At 31.0% G+C, this 17,027-nt stretch carries 14 protein-coding genes; 9 read left to right on the top strand and 5 right to left on the bottom strand.

Features of this window, described 5'->3' with window-relative positions; all coding sequences use genetic code 11:
* Positions 1-4: 4 nt before the first annotated feature.
* From AC2I98_RS06880 to AC2I98_RS06870, 3 genes are all read right to left on the bottom strand, one after another.
* Positions 5-382: a hypothetical protein gene (locus tag AC2I98_RS06880; RefSeq protein WP_486413860.1), complete on the bottom strand. Its 378-nt coding sequence runs from the start codon at positions 380-382 to the stop codon at positions 5-7.
* Between the two features lie 97 nt (positions 383-479).
* The gene (locus AC2I98_RS06875) at positions 480-818 is read right to left on the bottom strand and encodes a hypothetical protein (RefSeq protein WP_486413859.1); all 339 of its coding nucleotides are present in this window, start codon (positions 816-818) and stop codon (positions 480-482) included.
* Entirely contained in the window at positions 815-2,824 is a 2,010-nt protein-coding gene (locus AC2I98_RS06870; RefSeq protein WP_486413858.1) for a thioredoxin domain-containing protein, read from the bottom strand. Before AC2I98_RS06870 ends, AC2I98_RS06875 begins: the two co-directional genes overlap by 4 nt.
* A 77-nt stretch (positions 2,825-2,901) precedes the next feature.
* On the opposite strand from AC2I98_RS06870, the gene putP reads away from it, so the two are divergent.
* The 7 genes from putP (at position 2,902) to AC2I98_RS06835 (ending at position 12,012) form a co-directional block, all read left to right on the top strand.
* A complete protein-coding gene (gene putP, locus AC2I98_RS06865; RefSeq protein WP_486413857.1) occupies positions 2,902-4,401 on the top strand; it encodes a sodium/proline symporter PutP in 1,500 nt (499 codons plus the stop codon).
* 216 nt (positions 4,402-4,617) lie between these two features.
* Positions 4,618-6,402, top strand: a complete 1,785-nt coding sequence (gene mutL / locus AC2I98_RS06860) for a DNA mismatch repair endonuclease MutL (RefSeq protein WP_486413856.1) — start codon at positions 4,618-4,620, stop codon at positions 6,400-6,402.
* A 4-nt stretch (positions 6,403-6,406) separates the two neighbouring features.
* Positions 6,407-7,147 (top strand): rhomboid family intramembrane serine protease, encoded by a 741-nt coding sequence (locus AC2I98_RS06855; RefSeq protein WP_486413855.1) that lies wholly within the window; start codon positions 6,407-6,409, stop codon positions 7,145-7,147.
* A 3-nt stretch (positions 7,148-7,150) separates the two neighbouring features.
* A complete protein-coding gene (locus AC2I98_RS06850) occupies positions 7,151-8,035 on the top strand; it encodes a rhomboid family intramembrane serine protease (RefSeq protein ID WP_486413854.1) in 885 nt (294 codons plus the stop codon).
* Between the two features lies 1 nt (position 8,036).
* On the top strand, positions 8,037-9,077 hold the full coding sequence (locus AC2I98_RS06845) for an endonuclease/exonuclease/phosphatase family protein (protein ID WP_486413853.1): 1,041 nt from the start codon (positions 8,037-8,039) through the stop codon (positions 9,075-9,077).
* 33 nt (positions 9,078-9,110) lie between these two features.
* A complete protein-coding gene (locus tag AC2I98_RS06840; RefSeq protein WP_486413852.1) occupies positions 9,111-10,640 on the top strand; it encodes a helicase HerA-like domain-containing protein in 1,530 nt (509 codons plus the stop codon).
* Positions 10,641-10,644: 4 nt separating this feature from the next.
* Positions 10,645-12,012, top strand: a complete 1,368-nt coding sequence (locus AC2I98_RS06835) for an exonuclease domain-containing protein (protein WP_486413851.1) — start codon at positions 10,645-10,647, stop codon at positions 12,010-12,012.
* Positions 12,013-12,134: 122 nt separating this feature from the next.
* Here the strand turns inward: AC2I98_RS06835 and AC2I98_RS06830 are convergent, their stop codons facing one another.
* Positions 12,135-13,535: an OmpA family protein gene (locus AC2I98_RS06830; protein WP_486413850.1), complete on the bottom strand. Its 1,401-nt coding sequence runs from the start codon at positions 13,533-13,535 to the stop codon at positions 12,135-12,137.
* Between the two features lie 78 nt (positions 13,536-13,613).
* The gene (gene folK, locus AC2I98_RS06825; RefSeq protein WP_486413849.1) at positions 13,614-14,003 is read right to left on the bottom strand and encodes a 2-amino-4-hydroxy-6-hydroxymethyldihydropteridine diphosphokinase; all 390 of its coding nucleotides are present in this window, start codon (positions 14,001-14,003) and stop codon (positions 13,614-13,616) included.
* 49 nt (positions 14,004-14,052) lie between these two features.
* Here folK and sppA point away from each other — a divergent pair, with 49 nt between their 5' ends.
* Complete coding sequence (gene sppA / locus AC2I98_RS06820) at positions 14,053-15,822, top strand: signal peptide peptidase SppA (RefSeq protein ID WP_486413848.1); 1,770 nt, start codon at positions 14,053-14,055, stop codon at positions 15,820-15,822.
* 168 nt (positions 15,823-15,990) lie between these two features.
* Positions 15,991-17,016 carry a rod shape-determining protein gene (locus AC2I98_RS06815; protein WP_019975837.1) on the top strand — a complete coding sequence of 342 codons (1,026 nt, stop codon included), beginning with the start codon at positions 15,991-15,993 and terminating at the stop codon, positions 17,014-17,016.
* Positions 17,017-17,027 lie beyond the last annotated feature (11 nt).

Raw genomic sequence — 17,027 nt, 5'->3', positions numbered from 1 at the left:
TTTTTTATAATTCAGATAAATCATAAATACATTTTTCAAGTTCTTTTATCCAATCAGGATTTATGATTTTGATATTTTTCGATTCCTCAAGTTCTTGTTGTAAAAGTGGAATGAACTCTTTACTTTCTGTTTCTAAAATGGCTTCAAATAATAAAGTTCCAAAATTATCTTTTTTTAGTTCTTGAATAATGATATCATTAATTCTACTATCTTTTCTTTTAGCTAATCCAGCGATAGCTTCCATTCTTGTGTTTAAATGTTTGTCATTAATTCTATCATATAAAGCTTTTCGAATATTTTCATTATCAAAATCTATTTGACCAATATAAAATGTTGCCCAATCTCTTATGTGATTTGCTTTATCTTTTGAGAATTTAATCAAAACATTAATAGCTTTTTCATCTTCAACAAATCCAAGAGCGTTTACAATTTCTTGTTTGATTAAAATACTATTTGAATTTTGAAAAGAACAGATTTTATTAATTTGTTTTTTTATTTAAATCAGAATTATTATGACTGATTCCGAAGAATACTGCAAATAATACATCAACATCTTTTTCTGAGTTTAATAGATTAAAAAAAATGTTGATAGTTTCTTTTAAAAAAGGTCTTGGAGGAATACCTAATTGAGTTAAAATTCTAATCCCGATAATTCTTTTGTTTTGATCATTAGAATTAATAAATTCAACACATTTATCAAATAAATCTTTACTTGGACGGCTTCTTAAAATCCGAATTGTTTCCCAGCGAGATTTATCAGTTTTGTAGTTTATTAATCGAGAAATAAGTTTTTCGTCACTCCAACTTTGTTTACTCATAATGATAAATTTTTATAAGCATCTTCTACCGAATAAACGGGTAATTGACAGGTGTAATTTTCGCAAATATGAATGGATGTTTTATTTTCAATCAATCTGTTTTTAGTAATCTTTAATTGTTCTGTTTTAGAAGCAACAAAAATAGCATTCGGAACATAACATTGTTGGATTTGTTTCGAGTATTCTTGGGCTTCATTACCAACGATAACAATTTCTTTGAACGGATAACTAAAATTTAAATACAACTGAATCCAATTTGCAAAACCAGTTGGGTAATCATGGATTTTTTCATCAATATTTGTTAGCATTTGTTTTGCTTGTTCGATGTATTTTTCTTCATTCAAAATTTTTCCTAATTTGAATAAATTATTTGCCATAATAGAATTTGAAGAAGAAATAACGTTATCATAAATCTCGAATGTTTCGTTTACCAAAGGCGTATCGTAATGAGATTTGTAGGCAAACATTTTATTTTTGTGATTGTAAAACTGATTAAAATTTTCTTCCGTTAATGTTTGGGCAGTTTCTAAATAATTAATTTCCGAAGTAGTTTCATATAATTTGATTAATGCTTCAATCATTAAAGCATAATCATCCAAAAATCCGGGGATTGTTGTTTGCTTGTCTTTATAATTTCTAAATAAAATTTCGCCATTCCATTGATTTTCTAAAATAAAATGTGTTGCATTTTTTGCTAAATCAAGATATTCAGTATTTTCGAAAGTGATAGTTGCATCGCACAAGCCTTTTATAATTAAAGCATTCCAAGAAGTTAATATTTTTTCATCGCGATGAGGTTTTGTGCGTTGCTCACGAATTGGATTAAGTATTTTTTTCCATTCCGAAACTTTAGTTTGAAGCTCGGTTGTTGTGATGTTCTGTTGTGATGCAAAATCTTCGTCATCCGTTAATCGCATCAAAATATTATTTCCATGTTCCCATTCGCCAAATTCATCAACATTGTAATATTTTTGAAATAAATCAAAATCATCATTCAAAATTGATTTTAATTCATCCGATTTCCAAACATAATATTTCCCTTCTTCCCCTTCAGAATCTGCATCAATTGCTGAATAAAAAACATTTTCTGGCGAAAGAATTTCATCTTTTAACCAATTGATAGTTTCTTCAACAACTGTTTTATATTCTTTTTCACCAAAAACTTTATATGCATTAGAATAAAGCGAAAGCAATTGCCCGTTATCGTAAAGCATTTTTTCGAAATGAGGAACTTTCCAATACGGATCGACTGAGTATCGCGAAAAACCTCCTTTCAATTGATCGTAAATTCCTCCAAAAGCCATTCTGTCTAACGTTATTTTGGTTTGAATTAAACAGTTTTCGTTTTTAGTTTGAATCCCATAACGCAAAATCGTTTCCCAGGCATTTGGTAACATAAATTTTGGTGCACGATTGAAACCGCCCCATTCATTATCAAATTGCTGTTGCCAAAATTCGAACGTTTCATCTATTTTAGAAGCTGAAAAAGTAGAAGTTGATTTTAATTCGATCGTTTCCATTTTATTTAAACCATCAGCAATCGAATGAACATATTCTAATGTTTTAGGATAATTTTGATGATACATTTGTTGAATATTTTCTAATAACTCAACCCACTGAACTTTCGGAAAATAAGTTCCGCCATAAAATGGTCGACCATCGGGTAAAGCAAAAACATTGAGAGGCCAACCTCCTGATTGATGAATCAATTGCGAAACATTCATGTATAAAGCATCTAAATCAGGGCGTTCTTCGCGATCAATTTTTATACAAACAAAATAATCATTCATTACTTTTGCGACTTTTTTATCTTCAAATGATTGATGCTCCATTACGTGACACCAATGACAAGCCGAATAACCAATTGAAATTAAAAGAGGTTTATTAATTTCTTTTGCATAATTCAATACTTCATCGCTCCAACTTTGCCACCAAACAGGATTATTTTCGTGTTGTTTTAAATATGGACTTGTCGCAATTTTGAGATTATTTTGTTGAAAATTCATTTATATTCTTTAATTATTTAAAGTTCGTACAATTTTTGTGGATGAAAAATTATATTTTCGAAAAAAAATTATAAATAATGAACGTTTACGAATATATTTCTATAGGTGCGTATATGGCTTTGATGATAGGGATTGGAATTTATTCTTACAGAAAGTCAACAAGTAATTCAGAAGATTTCTTAATTGGAGGTCGAAAAATGGGAGCAGCGGTAACCGCACTTTCAGCAGGAGCAGCAGATATGAGTGGATGGTTGTTGATGGGAGTTCCTGGAGCAATGTATTTCACTGGATTGTCGAGTGCATGGATTGCGATTGGATTGACAACGGGATGTTTTTTAAATTATATTTTTGTTGCGCCTCGACTGCGTATTTACACAGAAATTGCTCAAAACTCGATTACGTTACCCGTATTTTTCGAAAATCGTTTCAAAGATAAATCACGATTATTAAGAATCGTTTCATCAATTTTAATTTTAGTCTTTTTTACTTTGTATACATCTGCAGGAATGGTTTCTGGAGGAAAATTATTTGAATCTGCCTTTGGAATGGATTATATGACAGGACTTTGGATGACAAGTTTTGTTGTGGTTTTATATACTTTTTTAGGAGGATTTTTAGCGGTTAGTTTAACTGATTTTGTGCAAGGAACAATCATGGTTTTAGCTTTGGTTATTGTGCCAATTGTAGCGATTTCTGAGATTGGAGGAGTTGGGGAAACTTTTTCTTTGATTAATGATAAAGGTGATAAATATTTAGATTTATTTAAAGGAACAACAACGATTAGTATTTTGTCTTTGATGGCTTGGGGACTTGGGTATTGTGGACAGCCGCATATTTTAGTTCGTTTTATGGCGATTGGAAATCCAAAAGATTTAGCAAAAGCAAGAAATATCGGAATTACATGGATGATTTTTACGGTTGGAGGAGCTTTGTTAGTTGGTTTAGTGGGAATTGCTTATTTGATGAAATATGATCAAACAACAATGCTTACATTCGACAATTCTAAAACAGAAGCAGAAACAATATTCATTTTTTTTTCGCGTGTTTTATTTCATCCATTAGTTGGAGGATTCTTGTTATCAGCAATTTTAGCGGCCGTAATGAGTACAATTTCTTCACAATTATTAGTAACATCAAGTTCATTAACAGAAGATATTTACAAAGCATTTTTAAATAAGAAAGCAACACCAAAACAATTGTTAACAGCAAGTCGCTTATCAGTTTTAATTGTTGCAGTTATTGCAGTTTTATTGTCTTTAACACCAAAAGATTCAATTTTAAATTTAGTAGGAAATGCTTGGGCTGGATTTGGTTCTGCATTTGGACCAGTAATTGTTTTTTCACTTTTCTGGAAAAAAACTTCTTGGCAAGGTGCTTTAGCAGGAATGTTAACAGGAGGAATTGTTGTGTTAACTTGGGTTTATGCAAATCACGCATATAAAGATTGTTACGAAATGATTCCTGGATTTGTTTCTTCGGTTATTGCAATTTATGTTGTTTCGTTATTGACTCAAAAACCAAATCAAGAAATTGATAAAGAATTTGAAGAAATGAAAACTGTTTTGAAAGAGAAATAATTACATAAATAAACTTTTAAAAAGAGGTAGGCGTTTGTCTACCTTTTTTTATGATAGAAAATTATTAGTTTCCTCTTGATAACTGAGAACTCTAAATTCATCAAATTGTTGATAAGTTTCACTTCTTCGAAATGGGTAAAAAAGGGAGATTTGTTTGTATATTTGTAAAGTTTGATTAAAAAAATAGTCAAATATTAAATCAATTTATACGAAAAGATGAACGATATTATCCAATTATTGCCAGATCATGTAGCGAATCAAATTGCCGCAGGAGAAGTTGTGCAACGACCAGCTTCGGTGATAAAAGAGTTGATTGAAAATGCGGTGGATTCTGGAGCGACTTCTATTCAGATTATTGTAAAAGATGCTGGTAGAAGCTTGATTCAAGTAATAGATAATGGTTCGGGAATGAGTGTGACAGATGTTCGAATGGCATTTGAGCGTCATGCAACTTCTAAAATTAGAAAGACAGAGGATATCTATAATATTCATACAAAAGGTTTTCGTGGAGAAGCTTTGGCTTCTATTGCTGCTGTAGCACAAGTAGAAACGAAAACGCGAAGAGAAGAAGATGAGGTAGGCTCACAATTAATAATAGAGGGCGGAGAGGTTCGTAATCAAGATCCAGTTGTTTGTCCTGTCGGAACTTCTATTTCTGTCAAAAACCTTTTTTACAATGTACCTGCTCGCCGTAATTTCTTAAAATCAAATCAGGTTGAATTTCGTCATATTCAAGATGAATTTCAGCGTGTTTCGATGGCGCATGAAAATATTAGTTTCTTTTTGCATCACAATGATGCTGAAATCTATCATTTGAAAGCAGGGAATTTAAAGCAACGAATTGCTCAGATTTTTGGAAAGAAATTAAGTTCTCAAATTATATCGGTTGAAGAAGATACAGAAATTGTAAAAGTAAAAGGTTTTGTAGGGAAACCAGATGCAGCCAAGAAATCGCGTGGAGAACAGTTTTTCTTTGTTAACAATCGTTTCATTCGAAGTGGATATTTGCATAATGCAATTGTAGATGCTTTCGAAAGTTTGTTGCCTACAGGTTATAGTCCTTCTTATTTTTTGTATTTAGAAATTGATCCTTCAAAAATTGATATTAACATTCATCCAACCAAAACAGAAATAAAGTTTGAAGATGAAGCGTTGATATTTACCATTCTTAGAGCTGCTGTAAAACATGCTTTGGGACAATTTAATGTGATTCCTTCGTTGGATTTTGAACAAGATCCAAACTGGGCATTTATACCTTCTGCAACAGAAGATACAGAGATTAAAATGCCTGAAATTACCGTAGATTCAAGTTTTAATCCATTTGAACATCAACAAACAAGATCTCCAAAACCATCTGATATTCGTGCGAATATGGATTTTTATAAAGATGCTGTTGAGTTAGAAATTGAAAATAATCATGCGCATCAATTATTTGAATCTGAAGATTTTCATGATAGTTTTGAAGTAATTCAATGGATGAATCAATATTTGGTTGTGGAATATCGTGGCGAATTGTTAATAATAGATCAACATAGAGCACATCAAAAAATATTATTCGAAAAATTTATTCATTCAAATAACGGAAGTGCTTTGGTACAACAAATGCTTTTCCCGATAGAATTGGAGCTTTCGCCAAATGATCGTCAGAAATTAATCAACGTAGAACATCAATTGTTGAGTTTTGGTTTTGACATTTCATTAGACGAAGAAGCAATTCAGATTAATGCGATTCCTGTAGATGTACAGCAAGAAGATGTAGTATCTGTCTTTATGGATTTTATCGAAGAGTTAGAATACCAAGAATCAATTGAATTAGAAAATACATTTGCGAAAATTTTAGCGAAAAATGCTGCTGTTAAAAAAGGAGTTTCATTAAAAGCTGAACAAATGCAAACTTTGGTCGAAGAATTGCTAAAGTTACCAAATCCAAATTATACACCCTACGGACGACCAATTTTTGTGCAGATGAACACGGGTGATATCAAAAAAACATTACAATAACCAAATGAGACAATCTATACCACCAATTACAAAGAATTTACTGATAATAAATGGTTTGTTCTTTCTTGCGACTTTTGTTTTTAATACGAAAGGAATCGATTTGAGAGTGATTTTAGGTGCTTTTTATCCAGAATCTCCTAACTTCAAATTTTGGCAAATTTTGACGCATATGTTTATGCATGCCGATTTTTCGCATATTTTGTTTAATATGTTTGCGTTGTGGATGTTTGGTTCTGTAGTGGAGCAAACTTTTGGACCAAAAAAGTTTATCACATTATATTTATTAGCTGGTTTGGGAGGATTTATTCTTTTTAATGCAGTGAATTATTTTCAAATAGAACAATTGAAAACAACAATTCAGTCACAAGGAATTGGTCTGAGTCAGATTTATGAAGCTGCAAAATTAAATTTACAAGGCGCATATCATACAAATTCAATTATACAAAGTAATCAAGCTGCATCAGAACTTTTGACAAATTATGTTACACCAATGGTTGGGGCTTCAGGTGCAATTTATGGTTTGTTGTTGGCATTTGCAGTGTTATATCCAAACGAAAAGTTGATGCTAATCTTTTTCCCAGTTCCTATAAAAGCAAAATATTTTATTCCAATTATGGTATTAATTGAGTTTTATATGGGATATCAAAATATTGGAAATGTAGCACATTTTGCGCATTTAGGAGGTGGATTGATTGGTTTCTTGTTAACAAGACATTGGAAAAAGAATTTATATAGATGGAATTAAGAAATGGCAAATAATATCTTAGACGATTTAAAATTAAAATATTCATCAGGAAATAGCGCAACAAAATTAATTTACGTTAACGTTGTGCTGTTTTTTACATTGTTAATTGTTGATTTTGTTCTTCGAACGGTAGTAAATTCTACGATTACAACAACTGGTTTGTTTGCTTTGTCATCTTTCGATGATTTGATTGTAAGACCTTGGCAAGTCCTAACATATTCTTGGTTACATGGAAATCTTTTCCATTTGATTATGAATATGGTTTTATTGTATTTTGTTGGACAAATGTTTTTGCAGCAATTTCAAAACAGAAATTTGATTACATTCTATTTGTTTGGTGGAATAGCGGGCGGAATTTTCTTTTTATTGTTTCAGAATGTGTTTAATTATCAACATTTAGTAGGAGCATCAGCAGCTGTTTATGCCGTTTTTTTTGGAATGATTTCGTATAATCCAAAAATGCCAGTTCGTTTGTTGTTAATTCCAACTTCGTTTCCGTTGTTATATGTTGGTTATGTTTTTATTGCATTTGATGTGTATAATATTATAGCGAGCCAAAATGCAGGTGGAAGTATTTCGCACTTAGGAGGAGCTATTTTTGGTTACCTTTATATGAAACAATTTGAGAAAGGAAATGATTTTTTAGGTAACTTTATTTTTAAAATAGAAGGATTGTTTCAAAAGAAAGAAAAAACAACGTTCAAAACATATAAAAATACTTCTTCAACGTCAAGTCGAACAAATGTTCCGAAAGATGATTACGATTTTAATCATCAAAAAGTTGAAAAACAGAAGAAAATAGATATAATTTTAGATAAAATTTCACGTTCAGGATACGAGAGTTTGTCTAAAGAAGAAAAAGACTTTCTATTTAAAGAAGGTAGGTAAGATGAGTATAATCAGTAAGTTTAAACTAAATTATTTTAATCGTTTAGTGCTAACAATTAATATCGTTTTTTTGTTGGTGGCTTATTGTGTTTATTTAAATAAAATTTTTACTCCTACCGAAATCCCTTATTTCAATTTTATTTCGATTGGTTTTCCTATTTTATTTGCATTTGGAGTATTTTTTTTGTTGTACTGGTTAATGTTTAGCTGGCGTCATTTTTTATTGATTTTGGTTCTTTCAGCCGGGTTATTTTATCCAATTTATTTATCTTATCCAATTATTCAATTTAATAAAGTAGAAGATAAAAAAGCTGATTTAACAGTTTTGACTTACAATACGCATGGTTTTAAAGAAGAGGGAACAAAAGAACTTTTGATTAATAATAAAGCAGATATTATGTTGCTTCAGGAAGCGTATGAAGGTCAACAGAAAAGCTTAAAAAACAAAGACTTTAAAAATTATTATTCAGAATTTTATGGTTTATTGACGATATATAGTAAATATCCAATTATTCAAACCAAAAAAATAACACCAGAAGATAACGAAGAATTGAATGGTCTTGCTGCATATGCGGATATCGATTTGGGAACGGATACGATTCGAGTAATTAATGTTTATTTGGAGCCAATGTATATTGATAAAGCGATGGTGAAAGAAATTATTCAGTCAGATAATTCTCAAACAGCCGAAATTTCGAGTAGAAAAGTAGAGTTGAAATTGGTTAAAGGAATGCAAAAACACCAAAAACAATTGGAGGCAATTATTCCATATATCAAATCGTCTCGTCATCCAGTTATTTTAGGAACGGATCTTAATTCCACACCTGTTTCGTATGAATATGAAAAGTTGAAAAAATATCTTCACGATTCATATATTGAAGTAGGCAAAGGTAATGCCACAACTTTTCATGGATTTAAATTTCCAATTAGAATTGATTATTTATTTCATTCAAAGGATTTTAAATCAGTTGAAGCATATGTAATCCGTAAAAAATTCTCAGATCATTATCCTGTGGTTGTAAAATATAAACTTGCAGAATAAATTTTTCCTATATTTAGTCAATAATCAATCAAAATGAACCAGAAAGAAAGCTTTATTCAGGAAATTCAAAGTCGATATTCCTATAAAAATGATAAAATAATTTTAGGCAAAGCCAAATTAGATGGAGAAATTGTAGAAGAAGCAGAGGTTTCTGTTGCTTTAAAAACAATGAATCGACATGGTTTGATTGGAGGTGCAACAGGAACTGGAAAAACGAAATCACTACAGATTATAGCAGAACAACTATCTTTAAAAGGTGTTCCAACATTATTGATGGATATCAAAGGAGATTTATCAGGAATTGGGGCAGCAGCAAATGCAGAAGATGCGAATGCAAAAGAAAGAATGGAAGCGCTTAACTTGCCTTTTAGTCCTCAGGCTTCACCTGTAGAATTTTTATCAATTTCTGATGAACCAGGAGCAAGACTTCGTGCAACTGTAACAGATTTTGGACCAATTTTATTCAGTAAAATTTTAGAACTGAATGAAACGCAAGAAAGTATTATTTCAATTATATTTAAATATTGTGAAGATCGAAATTTACCATTGATTGATTTGGAAGATATTCGCCGTGTTTTGCAATATGTGACAGATTCTGCTGAAGGAAAAGCTGAATTGAATTCGAATTATGGAACAATTGCGCCAGCTTCTTTAGGAGCTATTTTGCGTAAAATTGTTGCGTTAGAACAACAAGGAGCAACTAAGTTTTTTGGAGAACCGAGTTTTGATGTACAAGATCTGTTGAAAACAAAAGATGGAAAAGGAATTGTAAATATTATTCGATTGATTGATATTCAGAATCAACCCAATTTATTTTCAACTTTTATGTTGAGTTTATTGAGTAAGATTTATTCTCAATTTCCTGAATCTGGAGATGCGGACAAACCAAAATTGGTTATTTTTATTGACGAAGCTCATTTGATTTTTAAAGAAGCAACAAAGGCTTTGTTGAATCAAATTGAAACAATGGTGAAGTTAATTCGTTCAAAAGGAGTCGGTTTATATTTTGTAACACAAGTTCCTGGCGATGTTCCAGATGCCGTTTTAAGTCAATTAGGGCTTAAAGTTCAGCATGCTTTAAGAGGTTTTACAGCAAAAGATCGCAAGGAAATTACTAAAGCAATTGAAAATTATCCGACAACGACTTATTATAAAGCCGATGAGGTAATCACGCAATTGGGAATTGGGGAAGCTTTTGTAACAGCTTTGGATGAAAAAGGAATTCCAACGACTTTAGCATATACATATATGCGGGCTCCAAATTCACGAATGGACGTATTGACTTCGAATGAAATTGATACAATAGTTTCTAATTCTGATTTAGTTAATAAATATTCTATTGACGTTAATCGAGAATCAGCAAACGAAATATTATCACAAAAATTAGAACAACAAAAAAATAGTGAACAGTCTACAAGTAAAACAACTTCGACAAAAAGAGTTCCGCAAGAAAAAGATTGGACAGATAATCCTGTGGTAAGAGAAGTAAGTCGTACCGCAACTCGAAAATTGATTGATTTTGGAATGAAAATGTTAACTAATTTTTTAAAAGGAAAAAAATAAGCAAGTGTACGCGATTTTAGATATAGAGGCGACTGGCGGGAAAGTAGGAGAAGAGTCAATCATAGAGATTGCTGTGTATAAATATGATGGAAAAGAAATTGTCGATCAATTTATATCATTGGTTAATCCTGAAAAAAAGATTGATAAATATGTGCAAAAACTAACTCATATTACAGATAAAATGGTGCTTACAGCGCCTAAATTTCATGAAGTAGCGAAGAGAATTGTTGAAATTACAGAGGATTGTATTTTAGTTGGACATAATGTAATGTTTGATTATCGAATGTTGAAACAAGAGTTTGAGCGTTTAGGATACAATTTTGAAAAAGAATGGATTGATACATTCGAATATAGTGAGAAGCTAATTCCAGGTTTACCTTCTTATTCGCTAGGTAAGCTTTGCGAATCTTTAGGTATTGTGGTAACTGATCGTCATAGGGCTTCAGGAGATGCTCGAGCTACTATTTCTTTATTTAAAATGCTTTTGGATAAAGATTCAGAGAAAATTATTACAAAGAAAACAGGTTTAAAACAACCTAAAAAAGCACATTCAAAATATCAGAAATTATTAGAGAATTTGCCAAATACAATTGGTGTTTTTTATTTATATAATAGTAGAAAGCAATTGATTTATATTAGTAGAAGTAATAATATTGCACGATCTATCAATCAGATTTTTACATCTAAAACTTTAAAGGCGAATAAGCTTAAACGTTATACACGTTCCATAAAATTTGAAGAAACTGGAAGTGGATTTTTAGCAGCCATTAAAGAAAATAATGAAGTGTTGAATAATCAACCCATGTATAATCTTAAATTGATTGAAAATAAAATATATCCATATGGATTATATTATTTAGAATCAAAAAGAGGGTACTCTCGTTTGGAAATTGGCAAAGTTAGAAAGGCTGAGCCGGTATTAAAATTCAAAACAAAGGAACGTGCAAAAGAAGTTTTAGAAAAGATTTTGAATGATTATTACCTTTGTCAACAAGTAAATGCAGGTGTGAAATCAGACGAACCTTGTTTTCAATATAAAGTCAACAAATGTAATGGTGCTTGCGTGAAAAAAGAATCACGAGAAGATTATAATAAAAGAATTGAAGATTTTATTAGGACAACAGAATATCCTTCTGAGACTTTTTTAATTATAGATAAAGGAAGAAAAGGGATTGAAAAATCTTTTTATTTAGTTGAAAATGGAGAATTTAAAGGATATGGTTATTATGAATTTCATCATCAAATAAAATCTCTTGAAAAAATTCATAATATTTTAATTCCTATTCAAGAAACAGATGAAATAAAAAATATGCTAAAGTATTTTCTTTATAAAGTTTCATCTAATCCAAATCAACTTGTATTATTGGATTAATTTAAAATATAATAGTAATAATAAAGGCTTAGAAAGTAAAATTCTAAGCCTTTATTATTATAATTGAAAAAAACAAAAAGGTCAGTTTAATACTGACCTTTTTGTTTTTATATGAAACTATTTTATTTAATTTCTTTGAAGATTACACGTCTGTTTTCTAAGTTTTTCCAAGCAGGACAGTTAGTAACAGGGTTACATTCAGCCCATTTTAAGTCAGATTTACCTTTACCAACAGAAGATAATTTAGTTGTGTCAACTCCTTTATTAGCTAAATAACGAACAACAGAAGCAGCGCGTCTTTCAGATAATTTTTGGTTGTAATCAACACCACCAGCAGCATCCGTATGACCTTCAACTACGAATTTAAAATCAGGGTTTGCTAATAAAACTTCAGCAGCATGATTTAATTTTTCGTAAGATTGCTCTCTAATTCGATCAGAGTTATAATCAAACTCAATACCTTCTAAATAAGCATTAATCGTAGTCGCTACATCTTCGCCAGAAATTCTTACAACCTTCTCTGGACAACCACCATTTGTTGGAGGACCAGGGATTGTAGGACATTTATCTTCACTATCTGGAATACCATCACCATCAGAATCTAAAGAACATCCAGATCCATCTACACGAATTCCTTCTGGTGTACCAAGACATTTATCCCATTGATCACAAACACCGTCACGATCTTCATCAATACACTCAAATGGAGTTTGTTCTACTGGAGCTTTGTAAGCTAAAGGAGATACCCATTGTAATGCATCTTTATGTTTTCCAATTTTGTAATGTAAACCTAAAGAGAAAGTGATCATATTATCATCACGACCTTCTTCGGTATCAGCAGCAGTCCAGTATTTAGGTTCTGGTTTTCCAGAGCCATCAAACTCTTCGTCACCAGACATTACATACATTCCACGTAATTCTAAATCAAGTTTGTCACTTAGTTTATAACGTAAACCAGCTCCAACTTGTCCAAATACAGATTTGTCTGCTAATTTTTGATCAGTTACAAGACCATAATCGTTGCCAGAACCATAATAATGTTGACGATAAGCTTTATATCCTAAGATACCAAACCCTCCATATAAATGCATAGCCCATTTAAATTCTGTTCTATTATCAACTCTTCTCAATAAGTTTGAAGCATTTATATCAGCTAAAATTGATACACCTTGGTATTTAGTTTTTCCATGAGCTTTGCCCTGATATGCATTTCCCCAGGGAGTATTATCGTATATCATACCTTTTTGTCTAGTTTGACCTAATTGATATTGTAAACTAAGACCAAATGCATGCGAAATTTGTTTATTAACTTGAAGTTGAAAATCATATCCAGGAGTAAAATATCCTCCGCCCATCCAAGAAACTAAATCTGAATTTTGAATGGCATTAGTTCCTGCAAATACAGAAACAGACCAATCATTGAATTCTTTCTTACTGTTGTTGAATGGTTTTTCATCGTACTTGGTCTGTGCAGAAACACATGCAGCAGCTCCCAAGATTAATAAAGATAAAAGTTTTTTCATAGGTTAGAATTATTTTTATAACTAATATAAAGCATAATTAATATATTATACAAAACTAATGAATTAATAATTAATATCTTAAAAAAAATATAAACTTTTAATAAAGTCTCTTTCAAAATTTTGTGGATGTGGTATTTTTAATCGATTAGAATCAACTAAAAGATTATTATAGAATAAGATATCAATATCGATTAAGCGATCAACATATTGTTCATTTCCTTTAGGTTGAATATATATTCTTCCCATTTTCTTTTCAATTTCTTTTACTTTTTGTAAAACTTCGAAAGGAGACAAAGATGTTGATACTTCGATTTTTTGATTTAGAAATAAATTTTCTGTTGTAAAGCCTTCTGCTTTGTTTTCTAAAATATTTGATTCTTTTTTAATTTCTCCAATCTCTCTGTTTATAAACTCTTTAGCTGAGTTTATGTTGTTTTTTTTGTCACCTAAGTTTGTTCCTAGTAACAAAATGACTTTATTTTGCGACATATAGTGCAAAAGTAATAATAATTTAAAAATGAAGAACTTTTTCGGGAGAGTATTCTCAACAATTATAGGAAATCTATTAACGTTTAGTGTTTTTATCATTCTGCTTTTCGTTTTGATATTTGTTTCAGCTTTATCTACACCTTCCAAAAGTGTGAAAGAAGGTTCTGTTTTAGAAATTTCACTCGAAGATCCAATTATGGAAAGTGATATGGATCGTTCAGTATCATTATTTAATATGTCAGAAGAATCAAGTGTTTTTTTACAAGATATTCTACATTCAATAGAAGTAGCTAAAAATGATGATAAGATTAAAGGAATTAGTTTGAAGCTTGATCAGTTTTCTGGTGGAGCAACACAAGCTACAGATATTCGTAATGCTCTAGAAGATTTTAAAAAATCTGGAAAATTTGTTTATTCTTATTCAAATTCAGGAAGCCAATTATCATATTATATAAGCAGTGTTGCAGATAAAATTTATCAAAACCCTTTAGGAGGAACTCTTTTACAGGGATTAAGTTCAAACATTATGTTTTATAAAAATGCAGGTGATAAATATGGTGTAGACTTTCAAGTGATTCGTCACGGACAATTCAAAAGCGCTGTAGAGCCTTATATGAGAACGAATATGTCTGATGAAAATCGTTTACAATTATCAGAATTATTGAATGATGTTTGGGGAAATGTTGCTGGTTCTGTTTCAAAATCTCGAAAAATATCTCCTGAGAAGTTTAATCTTGTAACAGATAGTTTATATGCATTTATTCCTGAAGTTGGAAAGGAGAATAAAATATATGATATCATCGCGCAAGAAAATGATTATCAAAAAATGTTATTTGAAAAGCTTGGTTTAAAAGAAGAAAAATCAAAAACGATTTTCGAGGTTTTAAAGAAACATACAATAAAGGTTGAAGATTATTTTGAAACTTTATCAGAAAAATCAGAAAAAGATAAAATTGCAGTCCTTTATGCTTCTGGAACAATTACAGAAGGAGATGGTTTTGACGGAATTCAGTCCAAAACCTATGTTGATGCAATTCGTAATATTGCAGAAAATGATAAAATTAAGGCGTTAGTTTTACGTGTAAATTCTCCTGGAGGAAGTGCAAATGCATCTGAAGAAATTTTATATGAGTTGATGCAATTAAAAACGAAAATGCCGATTGTAGTGTCATTTGGTGATGTTGCGGCATCTGGTGGATATTATATCGCACAAGCTTCTGACAAAATTTATGCTCAACCCAATACAATTACTGGTTCGATTGGAGTTTTCGGAATGATACCAAATGCGCAAAAATTATTCAATAATATTGGATTAGATTTTGACGAAGTAAAAACGAATGCAAATGCAGATCAGTTGAAATCATTGACAACGCCTTTATCACCAACTGCAAAAAATACAATGCAAAAATCGATTGTATTAATCTATGGTAAGTTTGTAAATCATGTTGCTGCTAATAGAAAATTAACTTACGACCAAGTGGATAAAATAGGTGAAGGACGTGTTTGGTCTGGTACTCGTGCAAAACAGATTGGTTTGGTTGATGATTTTGGAAGTTTAGAAACAGCAATAAAAGAAGCAGCGAAATTGGCGAAAATCGAAAAATATTCGACAGAAAGTTTTCCAAAACGTAAAGATTCTTTCGAAGAATTTATGGATAATTTAAAAGGAAAAAATACAGAAGCTGCAATCGCAAAAGAATTAGGTTCGGATGGAATTAGAATTTATAAAGAAATAAAGATGATGAATGAACAAAAAGGTGTTCAATTACGATTACCTTATGATATTCAAATTCAATAAAAATCATAAAAAAGGGTTAATTTTTTATTAACCCTTTTTTTTCGTTAAAAACTTCCTATTTTAGTAAAAATATTTAGATGATTAAAAAATTAAATTCTCTTTTATAATCATCCAAATTTATTATACTTTTGTACATTCATTTTTAATAATACTGAGACATAATCAACGATGGGATTATTTGATTTTTTCACGCAAGAAATTGCGATTGACTTGGGGACTGCTAACACTTTAATTATCCACAATAATAAGGTTGTAGTAGATAGTCCATCTATCGTCGCTATACATAGAAGAACAAATAAAGTTATTGCTGTTGGAGAACAAGCAAAACACATGCAAGGAAAAACGCATGACGATATAAAAACAATTCGTCCTTTGAAAGACGGAGTAATTGCAGATTTTGAAGCTTCAGAATTCATGTTGACAGAGTTCATCAAGAAAATTCCTGGAATTCAAGGTAAATTATTTTCCCCTTCATTACGTATGGTAATTTGTATTCCTTCTGGAATTACAGAAGTTGAAAAACGTGCTGTAAAGGACTCTTGTGCACGCGTAAATGCGAAAGACGTTCGTCTTATTTACGAACCAATGGCTGCTGCAATAGGAGTTGGAATAGATATCACTCAACCAAAAGGTAACATGATTATTGATATAGGTGGTGGTACAACAGAAATTGCCGTTGTTGCATTAGGTGGTATTGTTTGTGACAAGTCTGTGAAAATTGCAGGAGATGTCTTTACAAATGATATTGCATATTATTTAAGAACCCATCACAATTTATATATCGGAGAAAGAACTGCCGAGCGTGTTAAAATAGAAGTAGGAGCTGCTGTAGAAGAATTAGAGCATGCACCAGAAGATATGCCAGTACAAGGACGTGATTTAATAACAGGAAAACCAAAAGAAATTACTGTAAATTATCGTGAAATTGCACGTGCATTAGACAAATCAATTCTACGTATAGAAGATGGTGTAATGGAAACATTATCTCAAACTCCTCCAGAATTAGCTGCTGATATTTACAACACAGGTATTTATATGGCAGGTGGTGGAGCTATGTTGAGAGGTTTGGATCAACGTATTTCTAAAAAAACAGGTTTACCAGTTTTCTTGGCTGATGACCCTTTACGTGCTGTTGTTCGTGGAACAGGTATTGCACTTAAAAATATTGATAAATTCACTTTCTTAATGAAATAGAAGAGTAAAGA

The sequence above is a fragment of the Empedobacter sp. EJD.6dd genome, from assembly GCF_057369435.1.
Note: the sequence above shows the minus strand (reverse complement) of the source record. Positions and strands in the feature narration are given on the sequence as shown.

Bases quoted from the DNA above. Each gene is read 5' to 3' on its own strand.
- AC2I98_RS06815 (WP_019975837.1), top strand. From the start codon at position 15,991: ATGGGATTATTTGATTTTTTCACGCAAGAAATTGCGATTGACTTGGGG.
- AC2I98_RS06870 (WP_486413858.1), bottom strand. From the start codon at position 2,824: ATGAATTTTCAACAAAATAATCTCAAAATTGCGACAAGTCCATATTTA.
- AC2I98_RS06840 (WP_486413852.1), top strand. From the start codon at position 9,111: ATGAACCAGAAAGAAAGCTTTATTCAGGAAATTCAAAGTCGATATTCC.
- AC2I98_RS06845 (WP_486413853.1), top strand. From the start codon at position 8,037: ATGAGTATAATCAGTAAGTTTAAACTAAATTATTTTAATCGTTTAGTG.
- sppA (WP_486413848.1), top strand. From the start codon at position 14,053: ATGAAGAACTTTTTCGGGAGAGTATTCTCAACAATTATAGGAAATCTA.
- AC2I98_RS06855 (WP_486413855.1), top strand. From the start codon at position 6,407: ATGAGACAATCTATACCACCAATTACAAAGAATTTACTGATAATAAAT.
- AC2I98_RS06830 (WP_486413850.1), bottom strand. From the start codon at position 13,535: ATGAAAAAACTTTTATCTTTATTAATCTTGGGAGCTGCTGCATGTGTT.
- mutL (WP_486413856.1), top strand. From the start codon at position 4,618: ATGAACGATATTATCCAATTATTGCCAGATCATGTAGCGAATCAAATT.
- putP (WP_486413857.1), top strand. From the start codon at position 2,902: ATGAACGTTTACGAATATATTTCTATAGGTGCGTATATGGCTTTGATG.
- AC2I98_RS06875 (WP_486413859.1), bottom strand. From the start codon at position 818: ATGAGTAAACAAAGTTGGAGTGACGAAAAACTTATTTCTCGATTAATA.
- AC2I98_RS06850 (WP_486413854.1), top strand. From the start codon at position 7,151: ATGGCAAATAATATCTTAGACGATTTAAAATTAAAATATTCATCAGGA.